General features: G+C 71.9%; 18 protein-coding genes. 4 read left to right on the top strand and 14 right to left on the bottom strand.

All coding sequences use genetic code 11. The features are described from left to right. The 5 genes from MET2598_RS42350 to MET2598_RS37355 all read right to left on the bottom strand — a co-directional run. Window positions 1-425 (bottom strand): hypothetical protein (locus MET2598_RS42350; RefSeq protein WP_036270540.1); only part of this gene is annotated, 425 nt, incomplete at its 3' end. Between the two features lie 57 nt (window positions 426-482). After that, a complete protein-coding gene (locus MET2598_RS41580) occupies window positions 483-989 on the bottom strand; it encodes an ImmA/IrrE family metallo-endopeptidase (RefSeq protein ID WP_157182264.1) in 507 nt (168 codons plus the stop codon). Window positions 990-1186: 197 nt separating this feature from the next. Then, complete coding sequence (locus tag MET2598_RS41575; RefSeq protein ID WP_018262872.1) at window positions 1187-1558, bottom strand: hypothetical protein; 372 nt, start codon at window positions 1556-1558, stop codon at window positions 1187-1189. Beyond that, window positions 1548-2138: a sigma factor gene (locus tag MET2598_RS0126100; protein WP_018262871.1), complete on the bottom strand. Its 591-nt coding sequence runs from the start codon at window positions 2136-2138 to the stop codon at window positions 1548-1550. The genes MET2598_RS41575 and MET2598_RS0126100 overlap by 11 nt, the downstream gene beginning before the upstream one ends. A 9-nt stretch (window positions 2139-2147) precedes the next feature. Then, on the bottom strand, window positions 2148-2753 hold the full coding sequence (locus MET2598_RS37355; RefSeq protein WP_157182263.1) for a DNA-methyltransferase: 606 nt from the start codon (window positions 2751-2753) through the stop codon (window positions 2148-2150). Between MET2598_RS37355 and MET2598_RS0126090 the strand changes: the two genes are divergently transcribed. Further along, window positions 2741-3949 carry an IS701-like element ISMtsp19 family transposase gene (locus tag MET2598_RS0126090; RefSeq protein ID WP_036270538.1) on the top strand — a complete coding sequence of 403 codons (1209 nt, stop codon included), beginning with the start codon at window positions 2741-2743 and terminating at the stop codon, window positions 3947-3949. The two genes, MET2598_RS37355 and MET2598_RS0126090, sit on opposite strands and share 13 nt — an antisense overlap. A gap of 129 nt (window positions 3950-4078) precedes the next feature. Here MET2598_RS0126090 and MET2598_RS0126085 read toward each other — a convergent pair whose 3' ends face one another. After that, on the bottom strand, window positions 4079-4618 hold the full coding sequence (locus MET2598_RS0126085) for a DNA methyltransferase (RefSeq protein WP_084674018.1): 540 nt from the start codon (window positions 4616-4618) through the stop codon (window positions 4079-4081). A gap of 569 nt (window positions 4619-5187) precedes the next feature. Continuing rightward, window positions 5188-8931 carry a vitamin B12-dependent ribonucleotide reductase gene (locus MET2598_RS0126080; RefSeq protein WP_012330284.1) on the bottom strand — a complete coding sequence of 1248 codons (3744 nt, stop codon included), beginning with the start codon at window positions 8929-8931 and terminating at the stop codon, window positions 5188-5190. 616 nt (window positions 8932-9547) lie between these two features. On the opposite strand from MET2598_RS0126080, the gene MET2598_RS0126075 reads away from it, so the two are divergent. Together MET2598_RS0126075 and MET2598_RS0126070 are read left to right on the top strand one after the other, a co-directional pair. Continuing rightward, complete coding sequence (locus tag MET2598_RS0126075) at window positions 9548-9964, top strand: NADH:ubiquinone oxidoreductase subunit NDUFA12 (RefSeq protein ID WP_018262866.1); 417 nt, start codon at window positions 9548-9550, stop codon at window positions 9962-9964. A gap of 61 nt (window positions 9965-10025) precedes the next feature. Further along, the gene (locus MET2598_RS0126070; protein ID WP_012330286.1) at window positions 10026-10658 is read left to right on the top strand and encodes a DUF2155 domain-containing protein; all 633 of its coding nucleotides are present in this window, start codon (window positions 10026-10028) and stop codon (window positions 10656-10658) included. Between the two features lie 60 nt (window positions 10659-10718). Here the strand turns inward: MET2598_RS0126070 and MET2598_RS0126065 are convergent, their stop codons facing one another. The 5 genes from MET2598_RS0126065 to MET2598_RS0126045 all read right to left on the bottom strand — a co-directional run bounded on the left by MET2598_RS0126065 (window position 10719) and on the right by MET2598_RS0126045 (window position 15748). After that, entirely contained in the window at window positions 10719-11768 is a 1050-nt protein-coding gene (locus MET2598_RS0126065; protein WP_018262864.1) for a sensor histidine kinase, read from the bottom strand. Next, on the bottom strand, window positions 11765-12199 hold the full coding sequence (locus tag MET2598_RS0126060) for a response regulator (protein WP_018262863.1): 435 nt from the start codon (window positions 12197-12199) through the stop codon (window positions 11765-11767). Before MET2598_RS0126060 ends, MET2598_RS0126065 begins: the two co-directional genes overlap by 4 nt. A 12-nt stretch (window positions 12200-12211) precedes the next feature. Next, window positions 12212-14872: a CHASE domain-containing protein gene (locus tag MET2598_RS43895; RefSeq protein WP_018262862.1), complete on the bottom strand. Its 2661-nt coding sequence runs from the start codon at window positions 14870-14872 to the stop codon at window positions 12212-12214. A gap of 235 nt (window positions 14873-15107) precedes the next feature. Beyond that, window positions 15108-15416, bottom strand: coding sequence for a hypothetical protein (locus tag MET2598_RS0126050; RefSeq protein WP_012330290.1), 309 nt, complete (start codon window positions 15414-15416; stop codon window positions 15108-15110). Window positions 15417-15508: 92 nt separating this feature from the next. Beyond that, complete coding sequence (locus MET2598_RS0126045; RefSeq protein WP_018262861.1) at window positions 15509-15748, bottom strand: hypothetical protein; 240 nt, start codon at window positions 15746-15748, stop codon at window positions 15509-15511. Between the two features lie 433 nt (window positions 15749-16181). Between MET2598_RS0126045 and MET2598_RS0126040 the strand changes: the two genes are divergently transcribed. Continuing rightward, window positions 16182-16442, top strand: a complete 261-nt coding sequence (locus tag MET2598_RS0126040) for a hypothetical protein (RefSeq protein WP_018262860.1) — start codon at window positions 16182-16184, stop codon at window positions 16440-16442. Between the two features lie 46 nt (window positions 16443-16488). Here MET2598_RS0126040 and MET2598_RS0126035 read toward each other — a convergent pair whose 3' ends face one another. Together MET2598_RS0126035 and MET2598_RS0126030 are read right to left on the bottom strand one after the other, a co-directional pair. Next, window positions 16489-17103 carry an invasion associated locus B family protein gene (locus MET2598_RS0126035; protein ID WP_012330293.1) on the bottom strand — a complete coding sequence of 205 codons (615 nt, stop codon included), beginning with the start codon at window positions 17101-17103 and terminating at the stop codon, window positions 16489-16491. Beyond that, window positions 17103-17870 carry a SapC family protein gene (locus MET2598_RS0126030; protein WP_012330294.1) on the bottom strand — a complete coding sequence of 256 codons (768 nt, stop codon included), beginning with the start codon at window positions 17868-17870 and terminating at the stop codon, window positions 17103-17105. The genes MET2598_RS0126035 and MET2598_RS0126030 overlap by 1 nt, the downstream gene beginning before the upstream one ends. Between the last annotated feature and the right edge of the window lie 299 nt (window positions 17871-18169).

Raw genomic sequence — 18169 nt, 5'->3', positions numbered from 1 at the left:
CAGCAGACCGCGCAAGACGCTGAACTGGAAGACGCCGGCAGAGGCGCTCGACGCTGTGCTGGCTGCCGTGCAAGATGGTGTTGCGACGACCGCTTGAACCCAAGGTATACGCCAATCTCCCTGGAGCGGTCAGGCGCAGTCTTCAGCCCCTCCTCAAGAGCTCGGAGCACCCGAGGGGCCATGTTGTCTTCATGCTTGGCGGCCGCCTCGACCTCGCGCTCCAGGCGCACGGCGAGCTGGTCCATGCGCTCGCCGGAGGTCCACTTGGTGAGGTCAAGGGCTTCCCGGAACTCGGTTTCGAGGCTGTCAACCTCGACGTCGTCGAGCTCGTCGTTGTCGGCGTCCTCCTCCGCTGGGCGGCGGTCGGCGACGAAGACCGGCTCCTCGGCGCCGGCAAGCAGGTCCTTGATCTCGTCGAGCGCCATGGCGATCTCCGGTTCGTCCAATCTATTCTTCGGACGAGCGAGCAGAGGTTCGACAAACTATTTTCGGCCGAACAGGCCGAGGACACCGGAAGTCGTGCTGGTAGGGGTGATCAGGACCGCGAGGCGGGCTGCCACCGGCGCCGGCAGCCCGAAGCGCTCGCGGAGCGCGCCGGGGCGGACACCACGCATGGCCTGGAGCTCGCGCCACGGGGCGAGGAGCTCGACCGCGAGGTCGTCTGCCTCGTCCTCCATGGCATCGACTTCCCGTCTATGGGCGGTCCCGCGGTCCATGGCGTGGCGGTAGGGCTCGATGGGGACGTTGCGCAGGGCAGACGAGAGTCGCTCGCCCAGGGTCGGCGGTCGGGTGCGATCGAGGACGGTGACGATGCCTGAGCCGAAGGCCGTCATGGCGTCCTCCCGGGGCTTGAGGTAGTGCAGCAGGAGGTGGGCGACCTCATGGGCGACGGTCATTCGCTGCTCGTCCTCGGGGTCGTCGGCGTCGACGAGGATGAGGGCCTTGCCGGCGTCCGCGACGAGGCAGCCGCGCAGGGGACGAGGGGACACGTCCGTCCACGGGATCGCGCCGATGCGAGCTAGGAGACCGGCGACCGCGTCGGTGCTGAGGCCTCGGATTCGGCGGACCGCCACGGGCAGTACTCGGGAGGCCGCCCGCTCGACGTCGGCCGGGCTCCCGAAGCGGACGCGGCCTCCGGCTCGTTCCCAGAAGGCGTCAGCGACGTCCTCGCTGCGGTGGGCCGCCATCACTCGTCCTTCTCGTCGCGGTCGCGGGCGGCGAGGAGGCGGCCCTCGACGGCGTCGTCGGCCGAGTGGGCGTCTCCCATGCCTTCGATCGCCTCGGCGGCGCGCAGGAAGCAGACCAAGTGGTCGAGGTCGATCCCGACGAAGCCGGCGATCTCCGCGGCGTCGTCGAACCACCTCTCCTCGCGCGGGCGCAGGCAGAGCGAGAGATCTGTAACGGCCCGGGGCGCGCATCCGAGCGCCACGGCTGGATCCTCGTCCGGGAAGGCCTTGCGCCAGGCCTCGACGAGGGCGGCGACGAACGGTGCTGGTCCGGTCCCGGCCCTCTTGGCGGCGCGGGCCAGCGCCTTGTCGGTCGGATCGTCAGAGCTCATCGCGGCACCTCTGCAGGCGCTTGTCAATGCGATCCTTGACCCGCTTCACGATCTTCTCGGTGTCGGCCGCCTTGGGGTCGATCCCCAGGGCTTCCGCGAAGGCCTCCGTCCGATCCTCATCCTTGAGGATAAGGACTAGAACCCTGGCCTCGGCGTCGTTCTTGACCAGCCGTCCGCCGTGGAGCCTCATGATCTTGCGGGCATCAATCGCATCATCGCCTCTGAAGGTATCCTTCGCGCGGGACGCCCAGAACTCGACATCGGTCTCCACCTTTTCCTGGAGAAGCCTGTCCCTCCTGGTCCGCAAGCGGATGAGGTCGATGGCGTCGCGCTTGGCGACGTTGCAGAGGTACGTCCAGAGCGACCCCTTGCCGAGGTCGCACCGCTCGGGATCTCCCACGTAGGCGACGATGGCATCGGTCGCGAGGTCGTTTAGGTCCTCGTCCGCCAGGGTCGGGAACTCGCTCGCCAGGAAGGCCTTGATGGGGCCGAGCCCCTCGCGAAACATCTCAGCAGACGCGGTGCGGCTCCCCGCCAGAAGGCGCGCGTGTATCTCGTTGAAGCGCACCCTTGCGTCCATCGGCCAACCTCATCGCGGCTTGATGTGGTTGAGGCGCCCGCGGGCGAGGTTCACGTAATGGGGGCTGAGCTCGATGCCAATGGAGTGCAGGCCGCGGTCGGCGGCGACGACGAGGGTGGTGCCCGAGCCGGCATAGGGGTCGAGCACGACCCCCTTCGGGGGGCAGCCGACAGCGAGGCATCGGCTGACGAGCGCCTCCGGGAAGGGGGCGGCATGGCGGAAGCGGCGATCGGCGTTCGGCGCCGGAATGTCCCAGACGTCCTCCTGGCCGTCCAGGCCCTCGCGGTCGAAGTAGTACTTGTTCGACTTCGAAAGAATGAACACCGTCTCCGTAGTAGTCCACGGCCGGTCCTTGACGCTGGGCTCGGCGAGGCCCTTGGGCTTGCGCCAGACGACGGCGGAGCGGAGCACCCAGCCGTCGGCTTGGAGGGCTAGGGCGACTCGCCACGGCACGCCGATGAGGGACTTCTGAGGCAGGCCGAAGCCCGGCTTGTCGACGGCCCGGTACTTGCGGCGCGAGAAGCTGCGCCAGATCTGCTTCGGGTCGCCGCCCCTAGCATTACAGTTGCGTTTTCGGCGAGGTTCTGACTCTTTGCGTCGCCATGATTCGCGCATCATGGACGTCGGAGACTTCGGTCGAGGCGACGCTGGAGTTGTGGGCCTCGTCGCTCCGGGAGGTGAAGGGGCGCATGCGGCCTCTGTTCACCCAGCGCCGGGTCGCCGCCTCGGCCGGAGCGTTCTTGGATGGACTGCTCGGTGCAGAGCGGCGCAAGACGGGTTGGATGCGGGCGGAAGCCGCGGGCGATCCCGGGCCCTGGCGCCAGCAGGCGGTGCTGGGGCGCGGACGTTGGGACGCCGACGCTCTGCGCGACGTGGTGCGTGACTATGCTCTGGAGACGCTGGCCGACCCGGACGCGGTTCTGGTTCTCGACGAGACCGGCTTTCTAAAGCAGGGCAAGGCCTCGTGCGGCGTGCATCGCCAGTACACCGGCTCGGCCGGCAAGATCACGAACTGTCAGATCGGCGTGTTCGCGGCCTATGTCTCACGGCACGGTCATGCCTTCATCGATCGAGCCTTGTACCTACCCCAGACCTGGACCTCGGATCCAGCCCGGCTGGCCGCCGCCCACGTGCCGAAGGGGACGACCTTCGCGACCAAGCCGGGATTGGCTCTGGCGATGATCGAGCGGGCGAGGGCTGCCGGCGTGCCGTTTTCCTGGGTAGCGGCCGACACCGTCTACGGGGTCGGCGAGATCGAGATGGCCCTGCGGCGGGCGGGCAAGGGTTACGTGCTCGGGGTGAAGAGCGATCACGCGTTCAACTCCTGGGCCGGCAAGCCGCTGGTGGCCGGCACCGCCGAGACGATCGCGGATGGCCTTGCTCCGTCGGCCTGGACGCGCCTGTCGGCGGGCGACGGGACGAAGGGCGCGCGGCTGTACGACTGGGCCTACTGCGAACTGGCCGACCTCGCTGGTGCCGCCTACGACCAGACCGGCCTGTGGACGCGGGGGCTCCTGATCCGCCGCAGCCTGAGCGATGGCGAGCGGGCCTACTTCACGACCTGGTGCCCGGCCGGCACGCCGATCCAGATCCTGGTCAGCGTCGAGGGACGGCGTTGGAGCATCGAGGACGCGTTCGAGACGGCCAAGACCGACCTCGGGCTGACACACAATGAGACCCGCTCTTGGCACGGCTGGCATCGGCACGTCAGCCTGGTGATGATGGCCTTCGCCCTGCTGACGGTGATCCGCCATCACGCCAACGCGCCGCCCCCAAAAAGCCGAGCCCGGCCGAGACCGCGCGCCCGCTGATCCGCTGGTCGGTCCAGGAGATCCGCCGCATCGCGGTGCGGATGGCACAGCGGCGCATTCAACCCGCTCACGTCATCGCATGGTCGCTCTGGCGACGGGCGCATCAGGCGGCCGCCCGCCAGGCACATCTCAAACAGCGCGCGTCAGACGCCAAACGGCGGCGGCAGCGCCGGACGCCAAGCCGGGCCAGCCGTCAGCCAGCACGCACAAAAACGCAACTGTAATGCTAGGCTGGCCGTTGCCCGAGTAGTAGGTATCGCCCAGGTTCAGGAAGAGGGTGCCCCTGGGCTTGAGCACGCGCCGGACCTCGCGGAAGACGGCCACCAGGGTATCGACGTAGGCCTGGACGGTGTCCTCATGGCCGGTCTGTCCCTCGATACCGTAGTCGCGCTGCCAGTAGTAGGGCGGGCTCGTCACAACGCAGTCGACGAGGCGGTCCGGGAGGCGCTTGAGGCCTTCCAGGGCATCGTCGTTGCAGATCACCCACTCGACCTCGTTGCGGACGTTCCACTTCGGGTTATTGAGCGTGGCGGGGTCGAGGAGCTTGAGCTTGTGCTTCGCGCGGCCCTTGACCGTCTTGAGGCGCGGTTTCTCGGCAGGCGCCGGCGATGCGGGTCCCGTCAGTTTCTTCAACACGTCCTTGAGGAATTCCGCCGTCACGCGCTCCATCCCAGATTGAATCATGACTATTCCTCAGCCGACGGCACGGCTCAAGGATAGAGGCGTCGAAAAAGCAGCTGCGCACAAGGACTTGCGGCTTCGATTAGCGACGCCCTGGATGTAGGCGCCACGCCTGCTGTCAAGCCACCGCCAAGCGCCACCGGTCGGCACGGCCGCTGCAGGTTGGCGACGAATCCCCAGGCCCCTTAATCGCCCCGGGCGCGGCACCACGGCCTGGCCGTCCTCGGTAGCACCGCTCCAGTAGCGTCATCGCGGAATGGCGACGGCTCCCTCACCGCCCCCGGGTCACACTATCCTGGATCCTGGAAACGGGGGTAGACGATACCGGAGTATCGAAAGCCGATAGATGAACGGGCGATACGTCGAGGATGCGACGCGGCGCTTGGTGCAGCGGTGTAAGCATTTGACCGCTGATGGCGGTCAGCTTTGAAAGTCAGAGGGCCGCTTTAGTGGCGGCCCTCGGTTATGCAGGTTCCTACCTTAAGTTTGTGCAGGGCTTTTCGATCCCTGCGTCGCTTCTCATGCGGGTTTCACAGCTTCACTCGGCAGCCGCCCGATCACGAGCAGCCCGTCGTGCTGCCGCAGGTGTCGCATTTCAGGCAGGTGCCGTTGCGCACCAGCGTGAAATTCGCGCATTCCGGGCAGGCCTCGCCGACATAGCCCTTCATCTTGGCCTCGGCCCGGCGGTCGGCGACGCTGCGCTCGGCCTTGGGCTCGGGCCGGCCGAAGGGCAGGGCCTCGGCGAGGGCGTCGATCCGGCCGGCCAGGGCGGGCTCGGTCCGCAGCGCCACCGCGCCGCGCACGGCGTGGATGCTGCCGCCCGCCGGGGCCGAGAGGCCGGTCGCGGGCGCCGCCACCCCGGCGGTGCTGCCGCCGGGACCGCCGTGGATCAGGGTCAGCCGGTCGGCCGAGCCGCGCAGCAGGCCCCGCGACACGATCGTGTGCGCCACCACCGGCTCGGGCGCCGGCTGCTTCGACTGCGCCACGCCCCCGCCCATCACGGTCGAGCCGATCTCGGACGGGTCGACATGCGCGAGGTCGGTGCGGCCCAGATACGAGATCGCCAGTTCCCGGAACACGTAGTCGAGGATCGAGGTCGCGTTCTTGATCGCGTCGTTGCCCTGCACGAACCCCGCCGGCTCGAAGCGGGTGAAGGTGAAGGCGTCGACGTACTCCTCCAGCGGCACGCCGTATTGCAGGCCGAGCGAGATCGCGATCGCGAAGTTGTTCATCAGGCTGCGGAAGGCGGCGCCCTCCTTGTGCATGTCGATGAAGATCTCGCCCAGCCGGCCGTCGTCGTACTCGCCGGTGCGCAGGTAGACTTTGTGCCCGCCGACCACCGCCTTCTGGGTGTAGCCCTTGCGGCGGTCCGGCATCTTCTCCCGCGAGCGGATGCGCTCGACGCGCTCGATCACCCGCTCGACGATCTTCTCCGCCACCGCCGCGGCCCGGGCCGCGGCCGGCTGCGCGATCAGCGCCTCCACCGCCTCCTCGGCCTCGTCCTCGTCGTCATCGGCGATGAGCGCGGCGTTGAGGGGCTGCGACAGCTTCGAGCCGTCGCGGTAGAGCGCGTTCGCCTTCAGGCCGAGGGTCCAGGAGAGCCGGTAGGCCTCCTTGCAATCCTCCACCGTGGCGTCGTTCGGCATGTTGATGGTCTTGGAGATCGCCCCCGAGATGAAGGGCTGCGCCGCCGCCATCATGCGGATGTGGCTCTCCACCGAGAGGTAGCGCTTGCCGGTGCGCCCGCACGGATTGGCGCAGTCGAACACCGCGTAATGCTCGCGCTTCAGGTGCGGCGCGCCCTCCAGCGTCATCGCCCCGCAGACGTGGATGTTCGCCGCCTCGATCTCGCGCCGCGTGAAGCCGAGATGCGTCAGCAGGTCGAAGGACGGATCGGCGAGCCTCTCGGCCGGGACCCGCAGGGTCCTGGTCAGGAAATCCTCGCCCAAGGTCCAGCGGTTGAACACGAACTTGATGTCGAAGGCCGATTTCAGCCCCGCCTCGACCGCCGCGATCTTGTCGTCGGTGAAGCCCTTGGCGCGCAGGGCGGCCGGGTTGACGGCCGGCGCCTGGCCGAGCGAGCCGTGGCCGACCGCGTAGGCCTCGATCTCGGCGATCTCGGATTCCCGGTAGCCGAGGGCGCGCAGCGCGTCCGGCACCGCCCGGTTGATGATCTTGAAGTAGCCGCCGCCCGCCAGCTTCTTGAACTTCACCAGGGCGAAGTCCGGCTCGATGCCGGTGGTGTCGCAATCCATCACCAGCCCGATCGTGCCGGTCGGCGCGATCACGGTCGCCTGCGCGTTGCGGTAGCCGTGCTCCTCGCCGAGCACCAGCGCCCGGTCCCAGGCCCGCGTGGCGTGGGCCACGAGGTCGGGCTGCGGGCAGGCCGCGTGGTCGAGGGGCACCGGCTTGGTGCTGAGGAACTCGTAGCCCTCCGCCTCGCCGTGCGCGGCCCGGCGATGGTTGCGGATCACCCGCAGCATCGCGTCGGCATTCTCCTCGTAGGCCGGGAAGGGCCCGAGTTCGCGCGCCATCTCGGCCGAGGTGGCGTAGGCCACGCCGGTCATGATGGCGGTGAGCGCCCCCGCCAGCGCCCGCCCCTCGCGGGAATCGTAGGGCAGGCCCATGGTCATCAGCAGGCCGCCGACATTGGCGTAGCCGAGCCCGAGGGTGCGGTACTTGTAGGAGAGGTCGGCGATCTCCCGGCTCGGGAACTGCGCCATCGTCACCGAGATCTCCAGGACGATGGTCCAGAGCCGGCAGAGATGCTCGTAGGCCTCGACGTCGAAGGTCCGGGTGCCGCGGTCGAACAGCGCCAGCAGGTTGGCCGAGGCGAGGTTGCAGGCGGTGTCGTCCAGGAACATGTACTCGGAGCACGGGTTCGAGGCCCGGATCCGCCCGCCGACCGGGCAGGTGTGCCAGTCGTTCATGGTGGTGTTGAAGTGCAGGCCCGGATCGGCCGAGGCCCAGGCCGCCGCGCCGATCTTCTCCCAGAGGTCGCGGGCCTTCAGCGTCTTGGCGACCTTGCCGCCGATACGGGTCCTGAGCGGCCAGTCCGCGTCCGCCTCGACGGCGCGCAGGAAGTCGTCGGTGAGCGAGACCGAGTTGTTGGAGTTCTGGCCCGAGACCGTGAGGTAGGCCTCGGAATCCCAGTCCGTGTCGAAGATCGGGAAATCGACCTCGGTCGCGCCCTGGCGGGCGGACTGGATCACGCGCTTGACCGAGGCGTCCGGCACCATGGCGCGGCGGGCCGCCTTGACCTCGCGCTTGAGCGCCGGGTTGCGCTCGGGGTCGAAGCAGGCGTCGCCCTCCGCCTCGCAGTTGAGGCAGGCGCGCATCACCGCCTTGAGGTGCTTGGCGGCGACCTTCGAGCCGGTGACGAGCGCGGCGACCTTCTGCTCCTCCCGCACCTTCCAGTCGATGAAGGCCTCGATGTCGGGATGGTCGATGTCGACGATCACCATCTTGGCGGCGCGCCGCGTGGTGCCGCCCGACTTGATCGCGCCCGCCGCCCGGTCGCCGATCTTGAGGAAGCTCATCAGGCCCGACGAGCGCCCGCCGCCCGCGAGCTTCTCGTTCTCGCCGCGCAGGGCCGAGAAGTTCGAGCCGGTGCCCGAGCCGTACTTGAACAGGCGCGCCTCGCGCACCCAGAGGTCCATGATGCCGCCCTCGTTGACGAGGTCGTCCTGGACCGACTGGATGAAGCAGGCGTGCGGCTGCGGGTGCTCGTAGGCGCTCGCCGACTTGGTCAGCGCGCCGGTGCGGTAATCGACGTAGTAGTGGCCCTGGCTCGGGCCGTCGATGCCGTAGGCCCAGTGCAGGCCGGTGTTGAACCATTGCGGCGAGTTCGGCGCCACCATCTGGCGGGCCAGCATGGCGCGCAGCTCGTCGAGGAAGGCGGCGGCGTCCTCCTCGGAGGAGAAGTAGCCGCCCTTCCAGCCCCAGTAGGTCCAGCAGCCGGCGAGCCGGTCGAAGACCTGGACGGCCGAGGTCTCGGAACCGTAGCGCGCCTCCTCGGGCAGCGCCGCGAGGGCCTCCTCGTCCGGCACCGAGCGCCACAGGAAGGAGGGAACGTCGTTCTCCTCCACGCGCCGGAGCGCCGCGGGCACGCCCGCCTTGCGGAAGTACTTCTGGGCCAGGACGTCGCAGGCGACCTGGCTCCAGGCCTCCGGCACGTCGATGCCGTCGAGGCGAAACACCACCGAGCCGTCCGGATTGCGGATCTCGCTCACCGCTTTCCTGAACGGGATCCCCGCATAGGGGGATTGTCCGGCCGTCGTGATACGCCGCTCGATCCGCATGAAACGTTCTCTCCCGACAGGTGACATGACAACCCGAACCGCGACCCCGCGCGGTCGTTCGCCCAGCATGGTTCAGGATGCCTCGACCCCGGCGCATCAACGCACGCCAGAGTTGCGCCGTCCGCAGCTTTGCGCCGCGCGGCCGTTGAACGTTTCGCCGGCGAACCGGTCGTCCAACCTGCGGGCAAGCTAGCGAGCTTCGGGGCTCCGCGTCAACAACTAGTGTGACGCCCGGCCGTTCCACGCTAGATGTTGTGCCGGCGAGCCAAATCCTGTGGATATCTCGCGACTCCGCCTAAAGCCGCATCGGGCCTCTCGGATTCCGCGCGAGTTTTTTCGCGCTCAACCGGTTCTGCGGCCGGTCGGGCGCGGCGCGGCTGTGAATTTGATGCAAATTCGCCACGCCTGGGCCCGGGTAGCGGGTGTCGGTTGCGCGGCCGGGCGGGCTCAACCGGTGCTCCCGGGCCGGCGCCCGGGGCGGGCGCGGTGCTCCCGGGCCGGCGCCGCGGGCGCCGGGGTGCGACGCGCTGCGGCTGGACTTCGCCGGCCCGCCTCACCATAGTCCGCCGCGACCGAGGACGGGCCCCGGGCCCGGGCAAGCGACGAGACGGCCGCGATGGCGCTGAAAGACACACTCCTGCGCATCTTCACGTGGTGGAGCGGCTCCACCGTGAGCCTGGAGTTATACACCAAGCGCCACGGCGAGCTCGTCGGCACGGACGAGTTCGGCAACCGCTACTACCGGGCCGAGGGGCCCCTGATCGACCCGTCGGTCGGGACGGAGCGGCGCTGGGTGATCTACAACGGCGAGGCGGACGCCTCGAAGGTGCCGCCGGGCTGGCGCGGCTGGCTCAGCCACACGGTCGACGTGGCGCCGAGCGAGGAGAGCTATACGCCGCGCGAGTGGCAGAAGCCCTTCGAGCCGAACCTGACCGGTACCGTGGCGGCCTATCGGCCGCGCGGCTCGCAGCTCTCCTACGGCCAGCGCCCGGCCGCGACCGGCGACTACGTGCCGTGGACGCCGGGCGAGTAGGGGCCGCCCTTTTTCCACCACCCTTCGGGGGGAGACAGCGGGCAGCCGAAGGGAGTTCGCGTTGAGCCGCACCACCGCCCGATCCGCCATCCGCGCGGCTTTGGTCCTCAGCCTCGCGGGCGTCCTCGCGCCCGCCGCGCAGGCCGACAAGATCCGCAACCCGACCGCGGTGTTCTCGGGGCTCGACAAGATCACCGGCCGCATCGTGACCTTCGAGGTCTCGGTCGACGAGACGGTGCAGTTCGGCGCCCTGCAGCTGACGCCGCGGGTCTGCTACACCCGCCCGCCGACCGAGAGCGCCAGGACCACGGCCTTCCTGGAGGTCGACGAGGTCACGCTGGAGAACAAGTACCGGCGGATCTTCACCGGCTGGATGTTCGCGGCGAGCCCCGGCCTGCACGCGATCGAGCACCCGATCTACGACGTCTGGCTGGTGGACTGCAAAGGCGGGACGGACATCATCGCCGAAGCCAAGGAGCAGGACGACGCGCCGGTGGCGGCCGCCAAGCCCGAGCGCCGCCGCCGCGACCCGAACCAGCAGCAGGAGGCGCGGCGCGCCCAGCCGGTCAACCGCCAAGGGCAGGTGGACGTGGCGCCGCTGCGCGGCACGCCGGTGCAGCCGCGCCAGACGCCCTCGCGCCGCTTCTTCCCGACGAACGACGCGCCGTCCTTCTTCAACTCGGATCCGCGCTGAGCGGGGCGCGCCGCGCGGGTTCGCGATCCGGGAGCCGCCGTGATCCAACCGGATCCCGGCTCAGCCCTGGAACGCCAGCGTCGCGCGGGTGCCGCCAGGGAGGCGGTCGTACTCGACCTTGGAGCGCAGGTTCGTGCCCATGGCCCGCAGGATGCGCGAGCCGAGGCCGGAGCCGAGCGGGGTCCCCTCCCCCGACCAGCCGATGCCGTCGTCCTCGACCACGAGGCAGAGCGCGTCCTCGCCGCGCCGCGTGATGGCGACCCGGATCTCCCCCGCCACCTCGGGCGGATAGGCGTACTTGTAGGCGTTGGTGACGAGTTCGGTCACGACGACGCCGAGCGAGACCGCCTTGTCGGTGGCGAGCCGGATCGGCTCGGCCCGCAGGCGGATGGCGTGGTCGCGCCCCGCCGCCTTCATGGAGGCTTCGAGTTCCTCGACCAGGCTCGCCAGGTAGGCGTCGACCTCGACCGCCTGGACGTCCTGCGAGGTGTAGAGGCGGCGGTGGATCCCCGCGATGGCGGAGATCCGCGCCTGCATCTCCTCGAGCGCGCTCTTGGCGGCCGGGTCCGTCACCGCGTTGGTCTGCATCCGGGCCAGCGCCGCCACCAGGGCGAGGGAGTTGGCGACGCGGTGATTCACCTCCCGCAGCAGGATCTCGGCCCGGTCGCGGGCGGCCCGCACCTCGGCCTCCGCCCGCTCCTTGTCCCGCCGCAGCGCCTCCTGGCGCAGGGCGGTGTCGATCGCCTCGCCGAGGAGTTCGCGGAAATGGCCCTGCACGTCCTTCCAGACGTAATCCACGGCGCCGGCCTTGAGGGCGGCCACGGCGACGCGGCTGTCCTCCGAGCCGGTCACGTAGACGACCGGGGGCGCCTCGGGCAGGGCCCGGATCGCCGCCAGCACCTCGAGCCCGCTGCGGCCCGGCATGTGGTGGTCGAGGGCGACCACGTCGATGCCGCCCGCCCGCAGCCGCGCCAGCCCCGCCTCCCCGTCCTCGGCGAGGTCCACGGCGTAGCCCCGGCCCCGCAGGGCGCGCTGGACGAGGCGCCCGAGCCCGGGATCGTCGTCGATGTAGAGGATGCGGGCCTGGCCCGGCGCGGCCGCGTCGCTCATGGATTCTCGGGCACCTGCATCACCGAGAAGAACAGGCCGAGCTGCCGGATCGCGTTCGCGAAGCCGTCGTAGTTCACCGGCTTGGTGATGTAGACGTTGGCGCCGAGGTCGTAGCAGCGCTGGATCTCGCGGCTGTCGTCCGTGGTGGTGAGGACGACCACGGGCGAGCGCCGGGTATGCGGGTTCGCCTTCACGGTCTCCAGGATGTCGAGGCCGGTCATGTCCGGCAGGTTGAGGTCGAGCAGGATCAGGAGGTGGCGCCCCGCGCTGACCTCGCCGCTGCCGTCCGGCCCGAGCAGGTAGGCGAGCGCCGAGGTGCCGTCCCGGAACGGCAGGATCTCGTTGTTCACGCCGGCCCGGCGGATGTTGCGCTCGATGAGCCGGGCGTGGCCCTCGTCGTCCTCGATCATCACGATGCAGACGGGATGCATCCGGTCCTCCCCTCACTCGGCCGCCATCCCGGGCGCACCCCCGGGGGCGGCCTCCGGGGTGCCCTCGAACCCGGCCCGGTCCGGCCCGGGGGCGCTCGCGACCGGGCGGCGCGGCAGCGTCACCGTGAAGGTGGTGCCCTCGCCGAGCCGCGAGGCCACCTCGATGCGCCCGCCGAGGGAGCGCACCAGCGCCTTGACGTGGGCGAGCCCGATCCCCTCCCCCGGCCGGTCCTGGGCGCCCGCCCGGCGGAACAGCTCGAAGACCCGGGCGTGGTCCTGGGGCGCGATGCCGCGCCCGTTGTCGCTGACGGCGAAGCGCACGCGGTCGCCCGGGGCGGCCTCGGCCGCGACGGCGATGCGGCCGGGCCGCTCGGGCGACAGGTATTTCAGGGCGTTGTCGATCAGGTTGGAGAAGATCTGCTCGATCGCGAGCCGGTCGGCGGTGATCGGCGGCAGGCCGGGCGCGACGCTCACCCTTGCCCCGACCGCGTCGGCCTGGTGGCGCTGCGCGTCGGCGAGCCCCTGGATGACCGCCGTCATGTCGAGGGGCTCGGGCCGGAAATTGCGCCGCCCCTCCCGCGACAGCTTCAGGATCGCGGCGATCAGCCCCTCCATCTTGGTGATCGCCGCCCGGATGAAGCCGAGGGCCTCGCTCATGTCGCCGTCGATCTGCGCCGCCTGCGGGTGGCCCTCGAGCGCGCCGCGGATCTCCTCCTGCAGCGCCTCGAGCTCGCTCGTGAAGCCCATCACGTTGACGAGCGGCGCCCGCAGGTCGTGGGAGACGATGTAGGCGTAGCGCTGGATCTCCTCGTTCGACTCGCGCAGCTCGGCCTCGGCCTCGCGCTGGGCGGTGATGTCGGTGTGGACCCCGACCCATTCGCGGATGCGCCCGTCCGGCTCCAGGATCGGCACGGCCCGGATCGCGTAGGGCCGCCACGTGCCGTCGCGGCTGCGCACCCGGTGCTCGAACACGAAGGTGCGCCGCGCCGCGACGGCCGCGTTCCAGGCGTCGATGCTCGGCTGCGCGTCGTCGGGATGCACCGCCCGCGCCCAGCCGTAGCCCTCGTACTCGGCGCGGGTCTGCCCGGTGATGGCCGCCCAGCCGGGCTGCTCGCCGGTCATCCGGCCGGCCGCGTCGTTGGTCCAGAGCACGCCCCGCACCGCCCGCACCGCGGCGCGGAAGCGGTCCTGCTCGTGGCGCACCGAGATCAGGAGGCGCGCATTGTCGAGGGCGATCCCGGCCTGCCCGGCGAAGCCCAGGATCAGGCGCTCCTCCCGGGTCCCGAAGCGGCCCGGCTCGGGATGGCCGAAGAGCAGGGCGCCGAGCGTCTCGCCCGAGCCGGAGACGACCGGCACCGCGAGGTAGCTGCGCACGGGCAGGTGGCCCTCCGGCATGCCGCCGTGGGAGCCGTAGCGGGCATCCGCCGCCACGTCGTCCGAGCGCACCACCCCGTCGGCCCGGAAGGTCGGGGCGAAGAGCGCGGTGGCGCGGGGCAGGCCGAAGCGCGTGAAGGCCTCGCGCGGCGCGCCCGTCAGGCTGAACAGGCGCCAGGCCTCCTCCGGATCGCCCTCGCGCCCGGCCGGCACGCGCTCGAAGAAGGCGCCGTAGGCCGCCCCCGTGAGGGCGGTGGCGTTGTCGATGATGCTCTGGACGAGGCGGCCGAGATCGTGCTCGGCGGCCAGGGAGGCGCCGGCGCGGTTGAGCCGCTCCAGGCGCGCGGTCTCCTCCTGGAGCGCGAGCCGCGCCTCCTCGGAGCGCCGGCTGACCCGGACCTGGGCGAGGGCCCCGCCCGCGAGCAGCAGCGTGAGGACGAGGCCGAGCCCGCCGATCGTCGGCGCGAGCGCCCCGGCCGGGTCGTGCGCGAAGGCCGGCGTCGCGGCGGCGCTCAGGGTCCAGGTCCGGCCCGCCAGGGTGAGGGCGCGCCGCGCCGTCAGGCCGGCTTCCGGCCGGCCCGCCCCGGGCGCGGAGGCGTAGAGGAGCCGCTCGGGCATCGGCTCCGAGGCATCGGGCACGGCGCCGTCATGGACCGCGTAGGCGAGTTCGCGCGCGCCGCCCGCGGTGCGGCGGGTGACCACCTGCGGGAAGAAGTCGCCCGCCCGGAACGGGGCGTAGACGAACCCGCGCAGGGCGCCGCGCCGGTCCGCGACCGCCTCCGGGATGGCCTCCCCCGCGTAGACCGGGAGGTAGAGCAGGAAGCCCGGCTGGCGGTCGCGGTCGATCTCCTGGACGAGTTCGACCTTGCCCGAGAGCGCGACCTCGGCGCCGTCGCGGGCCCGCGCCATCGCCTCCCGGCGCGTCGGCTCGGAGGACATGTCGAAGCCCATCGCGGCGGCGTTGCGCCGGTCCGCGGGTTCGAGCGCGACGATGGCGGTGGGGTCCGGCGCTCCGGTCTCCGGCCACGGCTCGGGCGCGCCCTCCGCGCCGAGCCGCCGCAGCGCCTCGCGCTCGCCGGGGGCGAAGCGCTGCGCGAAGCCGAGGCCGCGGATGCCCGGATAGAGCTCCCCGAGGCGCAGCCGCGCCACGTAGGCGGCGAATTCCGCCCGGCTGACCTCCCGGCTCGCCGCGTAGAGCCCGGCCGCGCCGCGCAGGAGCGCCGCGTAGGTGTCGAGCCGCTCGCGGATGTCCTCGGCCTGCGCGTCGACGAGCCGCGCGAACCGCTCGCCGTCCCGCACCGCACTCACCTGCCGGAGCTGCAGGGCCGCGCCTCCCGACAGGATCAGGCCGACCAGCAGGATCAGCAGCGGCAGCCCGTAGCGTCCGATCGGGCGCGCTGAACCAGACGAGGGCGGAGCAGGCGACGAGATGACGGCGATCCTCTGCGCGAGCGCGACCGGGATGTTCTAGTGCCGCCGCGCTGCACGGCCAGACAGCGGGGCCCGCAACAGGGGAAGTTCGGCCGGTCTCGAGTCAGGCCTTGGCGCGGGAGCCGCGCCGCGGGTGGGCCGGGCGCACCGCCGTGCGGGAACGGCATCGCTGCCACCCCCAATGCTCGTAGGGGCTCGTCGGCGCGGCCTCGCACCAGCCCGCCCGCCGCAGGCGCTCCGCGAGGATCTGGCGGTCGAGGCAGGCCTGCTCGCTCATCGCGGAGGACGGGAGCCCGCAGGCCGCGTCGGCCCGCTCCCACCGGGCGACGAGATCCTCGGACGCCGCGGCCCGGCCGACGCAGAGGAAGGCGAGCCCGAGCACGAGACCCGGCAAGGTGAGGTGACGGAGCATGGGCGAGTCCTGCGCGCCCGACCGATTCGGGCCCGCGCGGGATAGCACGGCCGGCGCAACCGGCAAGGCGGCAACCGGTCCCGCGCCCGCGATCAGTGCGGGGCGAAGATCGGGCGGCGCGGGACCGGGCGGGGCGGGCGGCGCGGGGGCGGGACGGCGCCCGCCATGCGCCGCGACGCGCCCTCGATGGTGCGCGACCACAGGCTCGCCGCCTCCGCCGCCTCGCCCCTCGACGCGAAGGTCTCGTCGGATCTCAGCAAGGTCTCGTTCTTGCGGCCGATCAGGCGCCACCGCCATCGGCCGGTATCATCCTGCTCGATGAGGAATTCCATAGCCGCCTCCACTGGATTTCCTTTGCGGAGGAATATGCCTCATGCCATGGGCCGCGGGGCGCCGCGCCGGCCCGCGAGGCAGGCGATCTGCCCCGCGGGCGCGATTCGGCGCGAGTCTTCCCCAGGATCCACAGGTCCGCGCCGGCGCGCGGGCGGCGCGAGCGAGGGATCGGCTTGACGGCTGTGCCGGCGACACGAATCCCGGCGCGCATGTCCCGGCGCGCATGTCCCGGCGCGCATGCCGGAGCGGAACCGATCGGTCCGCCGCGCCTTCTCTCCGCGGTTCCCGGGGGAGGCCGGGACCGAGGCAGCGGATCCCCGCGCGACGATCCTTCGGTCCCGGTGCCGGTCGAACGGGGCAAGCCGGGCCGCGGCGCCGTGCGCCGCGATCGAGGGGGGACCGCCGCGGCGGATCCGTCGGAGGGAGGCCGCGATGGTCGGTTCGATGTGGAAGCTCGGCATCGAGATGACGATGCTCGGGCTCGAAGCCCAGACGGTGATCGGCCTGCGCCTCGCCAAGATGGCGCTGGGCGGCCCGGCCGCGGCGGCCGAGGCCCAGCTGATGGTGGCCGAGAAGGTGGCCGCGGCCGGCGAGGCGGCCGTCCAGGCCGCGACCGGCGGGTCGCCCCGCAAGATCGTGCGCGGCTACCGGCGCAAGGTGCGCGCGAATACGCGGCGGCTGCGCAAGGGATGAGCGACGGGCGCCGCGCGGCGCCCGTTGCGGATCGGGCGCGCCGGTGTCAGGCGCGCTCCTTGGCGAGGGCCTCCAGGGCCTGATCGAGGCCGCGGAACGACAGCGGCAGCGTCACGTCCCGGCCCGCGGCGTCCTTGAACGTGAGCCGCCCCGGCTCGCTGCCGGCCCGCCAGCGCTTGAGCACGTCCTCCCTGGTCGCCCCATCCGCCACGCAGCCCGCCGGGAGGCAGCGCCGCCAGGCCAGATCGAGCGCCGCCGCCTCGCGGCCCTCCTTGCCCTCCAGGCCCACCCGCACGCCCGACGGGAAGCTGACCGTCACCGGCAGCACCGCCGTCAGCCGCAGGCCGGCCTCGCCGGGCGCCCGCCCCAGCGCGACCTGCGCCAGGGGCGCGGCCTGACCCTGGACCTGGACGGCCTGCGCCACCTCGCAGAACCGGGTCACCTTCTCGCCCTCGGCGAGGCGCTGGCAGCGCAGCGTCCACTCGCCGAAGCTCGCCGTGGTCAGTTCCGGCTCGGCCGGGACCGGCGGCGCGGCGGGCGATGCGGCGGGCGGCGGAGCGACCGCCGGCTTGGGCGCGGGCTGCGCCAGCACCGGCCCCGCGAGACCGAGGGCCGCGGCGAGCGCGGCCGGGACGGAGCGGAGCCCGATCGCGCGGCGCATCACGCGGCCTCCCCCAGGCTCTCGGCATTCGCCGGCGCCGGCGGCGCGAAGGTGAGGGCGAAGTCGCCGATCGCCTGCAGGCTGACGAGATGGGCCGAGATCGCCGCCAGCCAGCCCTCCCGGCGCAGCCGCAGGAAGACCTCGTCCGAGAGGCCGTTCAGCGCGCCCTCGTCCACCACCAGCGCCCCGTGCAGGGCGTGGCTCTCCCCCGTCGCCGGGTCCTTCCCGTGCAGCGTCACCCCGCGCAGCAGCCCCAGATCCTGCAGCACCCGCCCGAGCGCGCCCGTGCGCTTGGCCGCCTCGGCATAGTCCGCCACCAGCCGCACCCGCTCCTGCAGCGGCGGCGTCTGCGCCCCGTCCTCCCCGAACAGCGCCAGGCTCTCGCCCGCATCCTCCTCGCGCAGCACGCCCTCGGCGGTGTCGTCGAGGCAGACCAGCGCGGGCCGGCCCTCGCTCTCGCCCAGGATGAAGGGGAAGCGGCGCAGATAGGCCGGCAGGTAGCGCCCGGTCCAGGTGCCGTCCTCGCTCACCAGCGCCGAGCGGCCGGGCACCAGGCCGGTGAGGAAGACCGGGGTCGGGCCGAGGCTCTCGGGCAGGAACAGGATCGGCAGGTGGCGGCAGGCGGCGGCGAACTCGTCGACCACGGCGGGCACGAGGTGGCTCCCGCGCGCGAAGCCGAAACGCTGCGGGTTGGCCAGCCGCAGCCCGCGATGGCCCTCCCGGTCGAGGGGCACGACGGCGCGGTAGAACAGGGGAAGCTGAGTCATGGATCGATCCTCGGCTGGAGGGTTGGGAGGGGGGACGCCCACCGCGCCGCGGCTCCGCGGGCGCGAGGGACAGCGGAGCCCGCCGCCCCGGGCGATGTCAGGGGATATTCCGCGCCGCCCGCACCGGCGCGTCAGGGGCGCTCCGGCCGGCGGACACGGCGAGCCAGGGAGAGAGCGGGAGGCGCGGTGTCACGAAGGGCGGTCCGGGCATGTCGGTGATCGCGGCGTCGCCCGCGTCGGGCGGGCCCGGCGCCGCGGAGGACGGAGATCGGGCCGCGCGGGGCGCGGTGCGCCCGCAC

Source organism: Methylobacterium sp. WSM2598 (genome assembly GCF_000379105.1).
Lineage (GTDB): Bacteria > Pseudomonadota > Alphaproteobacteria > Rhizobiales > Beijerinckiaceae > Methylobacterium.
The sequence above is the reverse complement of the archived record's forward strand: the minus strand, read 5'-3'. Positions and strand labels throughout refer to the sequence as shown.

Bases quoted from the DNA above. Each gene is read 5' to 3' on its own strand.
- MET2598_RS41575 (WP_018262872.1), bottom strand. From the start codon at position 1,558: ATGAGCTCTGACGATCCGACCGACAAGGCGCTGGCCCGCGCCGCCAAG.
- MET2598_RS0126100 (WP_018262871.1), bottom strand. From the start codon at position 2,138: ATGGACGCAAGGGTGCGCTTCAACGAGATACACGCGCGCCTTCTGGCG.
- MET2598_RS0126090 (WP_036270538.1), top strand. From the start codon at position 2,741: ATGATTCGCGCATCATGGACGTCGGAGACTTCGGTCGAGGCGACGCTG.
- MET2598_RS37355 (WP_157182263.1), bottom strand. From the start codon at position 2,753: ATGCGCGAATCATGGCGACGCAAAGAGTCAGAACCTCGCCGAAAACGC.
- MET2598_RS0126085 (WP_084674018.1), bottom strand. From the start codon at position 4,618: ATGGAGCGCGTGACGGCGGAATTCCTCAAGGACGTGTTGAAGAAACTG.
- MET2598_RS0126080 (WP_012330284.1), bottom strand. From the start codon at position 8,931: ATGCGGATCGAGCGGCGTATCACGACGGCCGGACAATCCCCCTATGCG.
- MET2598_RS0126075 (WP_018262866.1), top strand. From the start codon at position 9,548: ATGGCGCTGAAAGACACACTCCTGCGCATCTTCACGTGGTGGAGCGGC.
- MET2598_RS0126065 (WP_018262864.1), bottom strand. From the start codon at position 11,768: ATGAGCGACGCGGCCGCGCCGGGCCAGGCCCGCATCCTCTACATCGAC.
- MET2598_RS0126060 (WP_018262863.1), bottom strand. From the start codon at position 12,199: ATGCATCCCGTCTGCATCGTGATGATCGAGGACGACGAGGGCCACGCC.
- MET2598_RS0126050 (WP_012330290.1), bottom strand. From the start codon at position 15,416: ATGCTCCGTCACCTCACCTTGCCGGGTCTCGTGCTCGGGCTCGCCTTC.
- MET2598_RS0126045 (WP_018262861.1), bottom strand. From the start codon at position 15,748: ATGGAATTCCTCATCGAGCAGGATGATACCGGCCGATGGCGGTGGCGC.
- MET2598_RS0126040 (WP_018262860.1), top strand. From the start codon at position 16,182: ATGGTCGGTTCGATGTGGAAGCTCGGCATCGAGATGACGATGCTCGGG.
- MET2598_RS0126035 (WP_012330293.1), bottom strand. From the start codon at position 17,103: ATGCGCCGCGCGATCGGGCTCCGCTCCGTCCCGGCCGCGCTCGCCGCG.
- MET2598_RS0126030 (WP_012330294.1), bottom strand. From the start codon at position 17,870: ATGACTCAGCTTCCCCTGTTCTACCGCGCCGTCGTGCCCCTCGACCGG.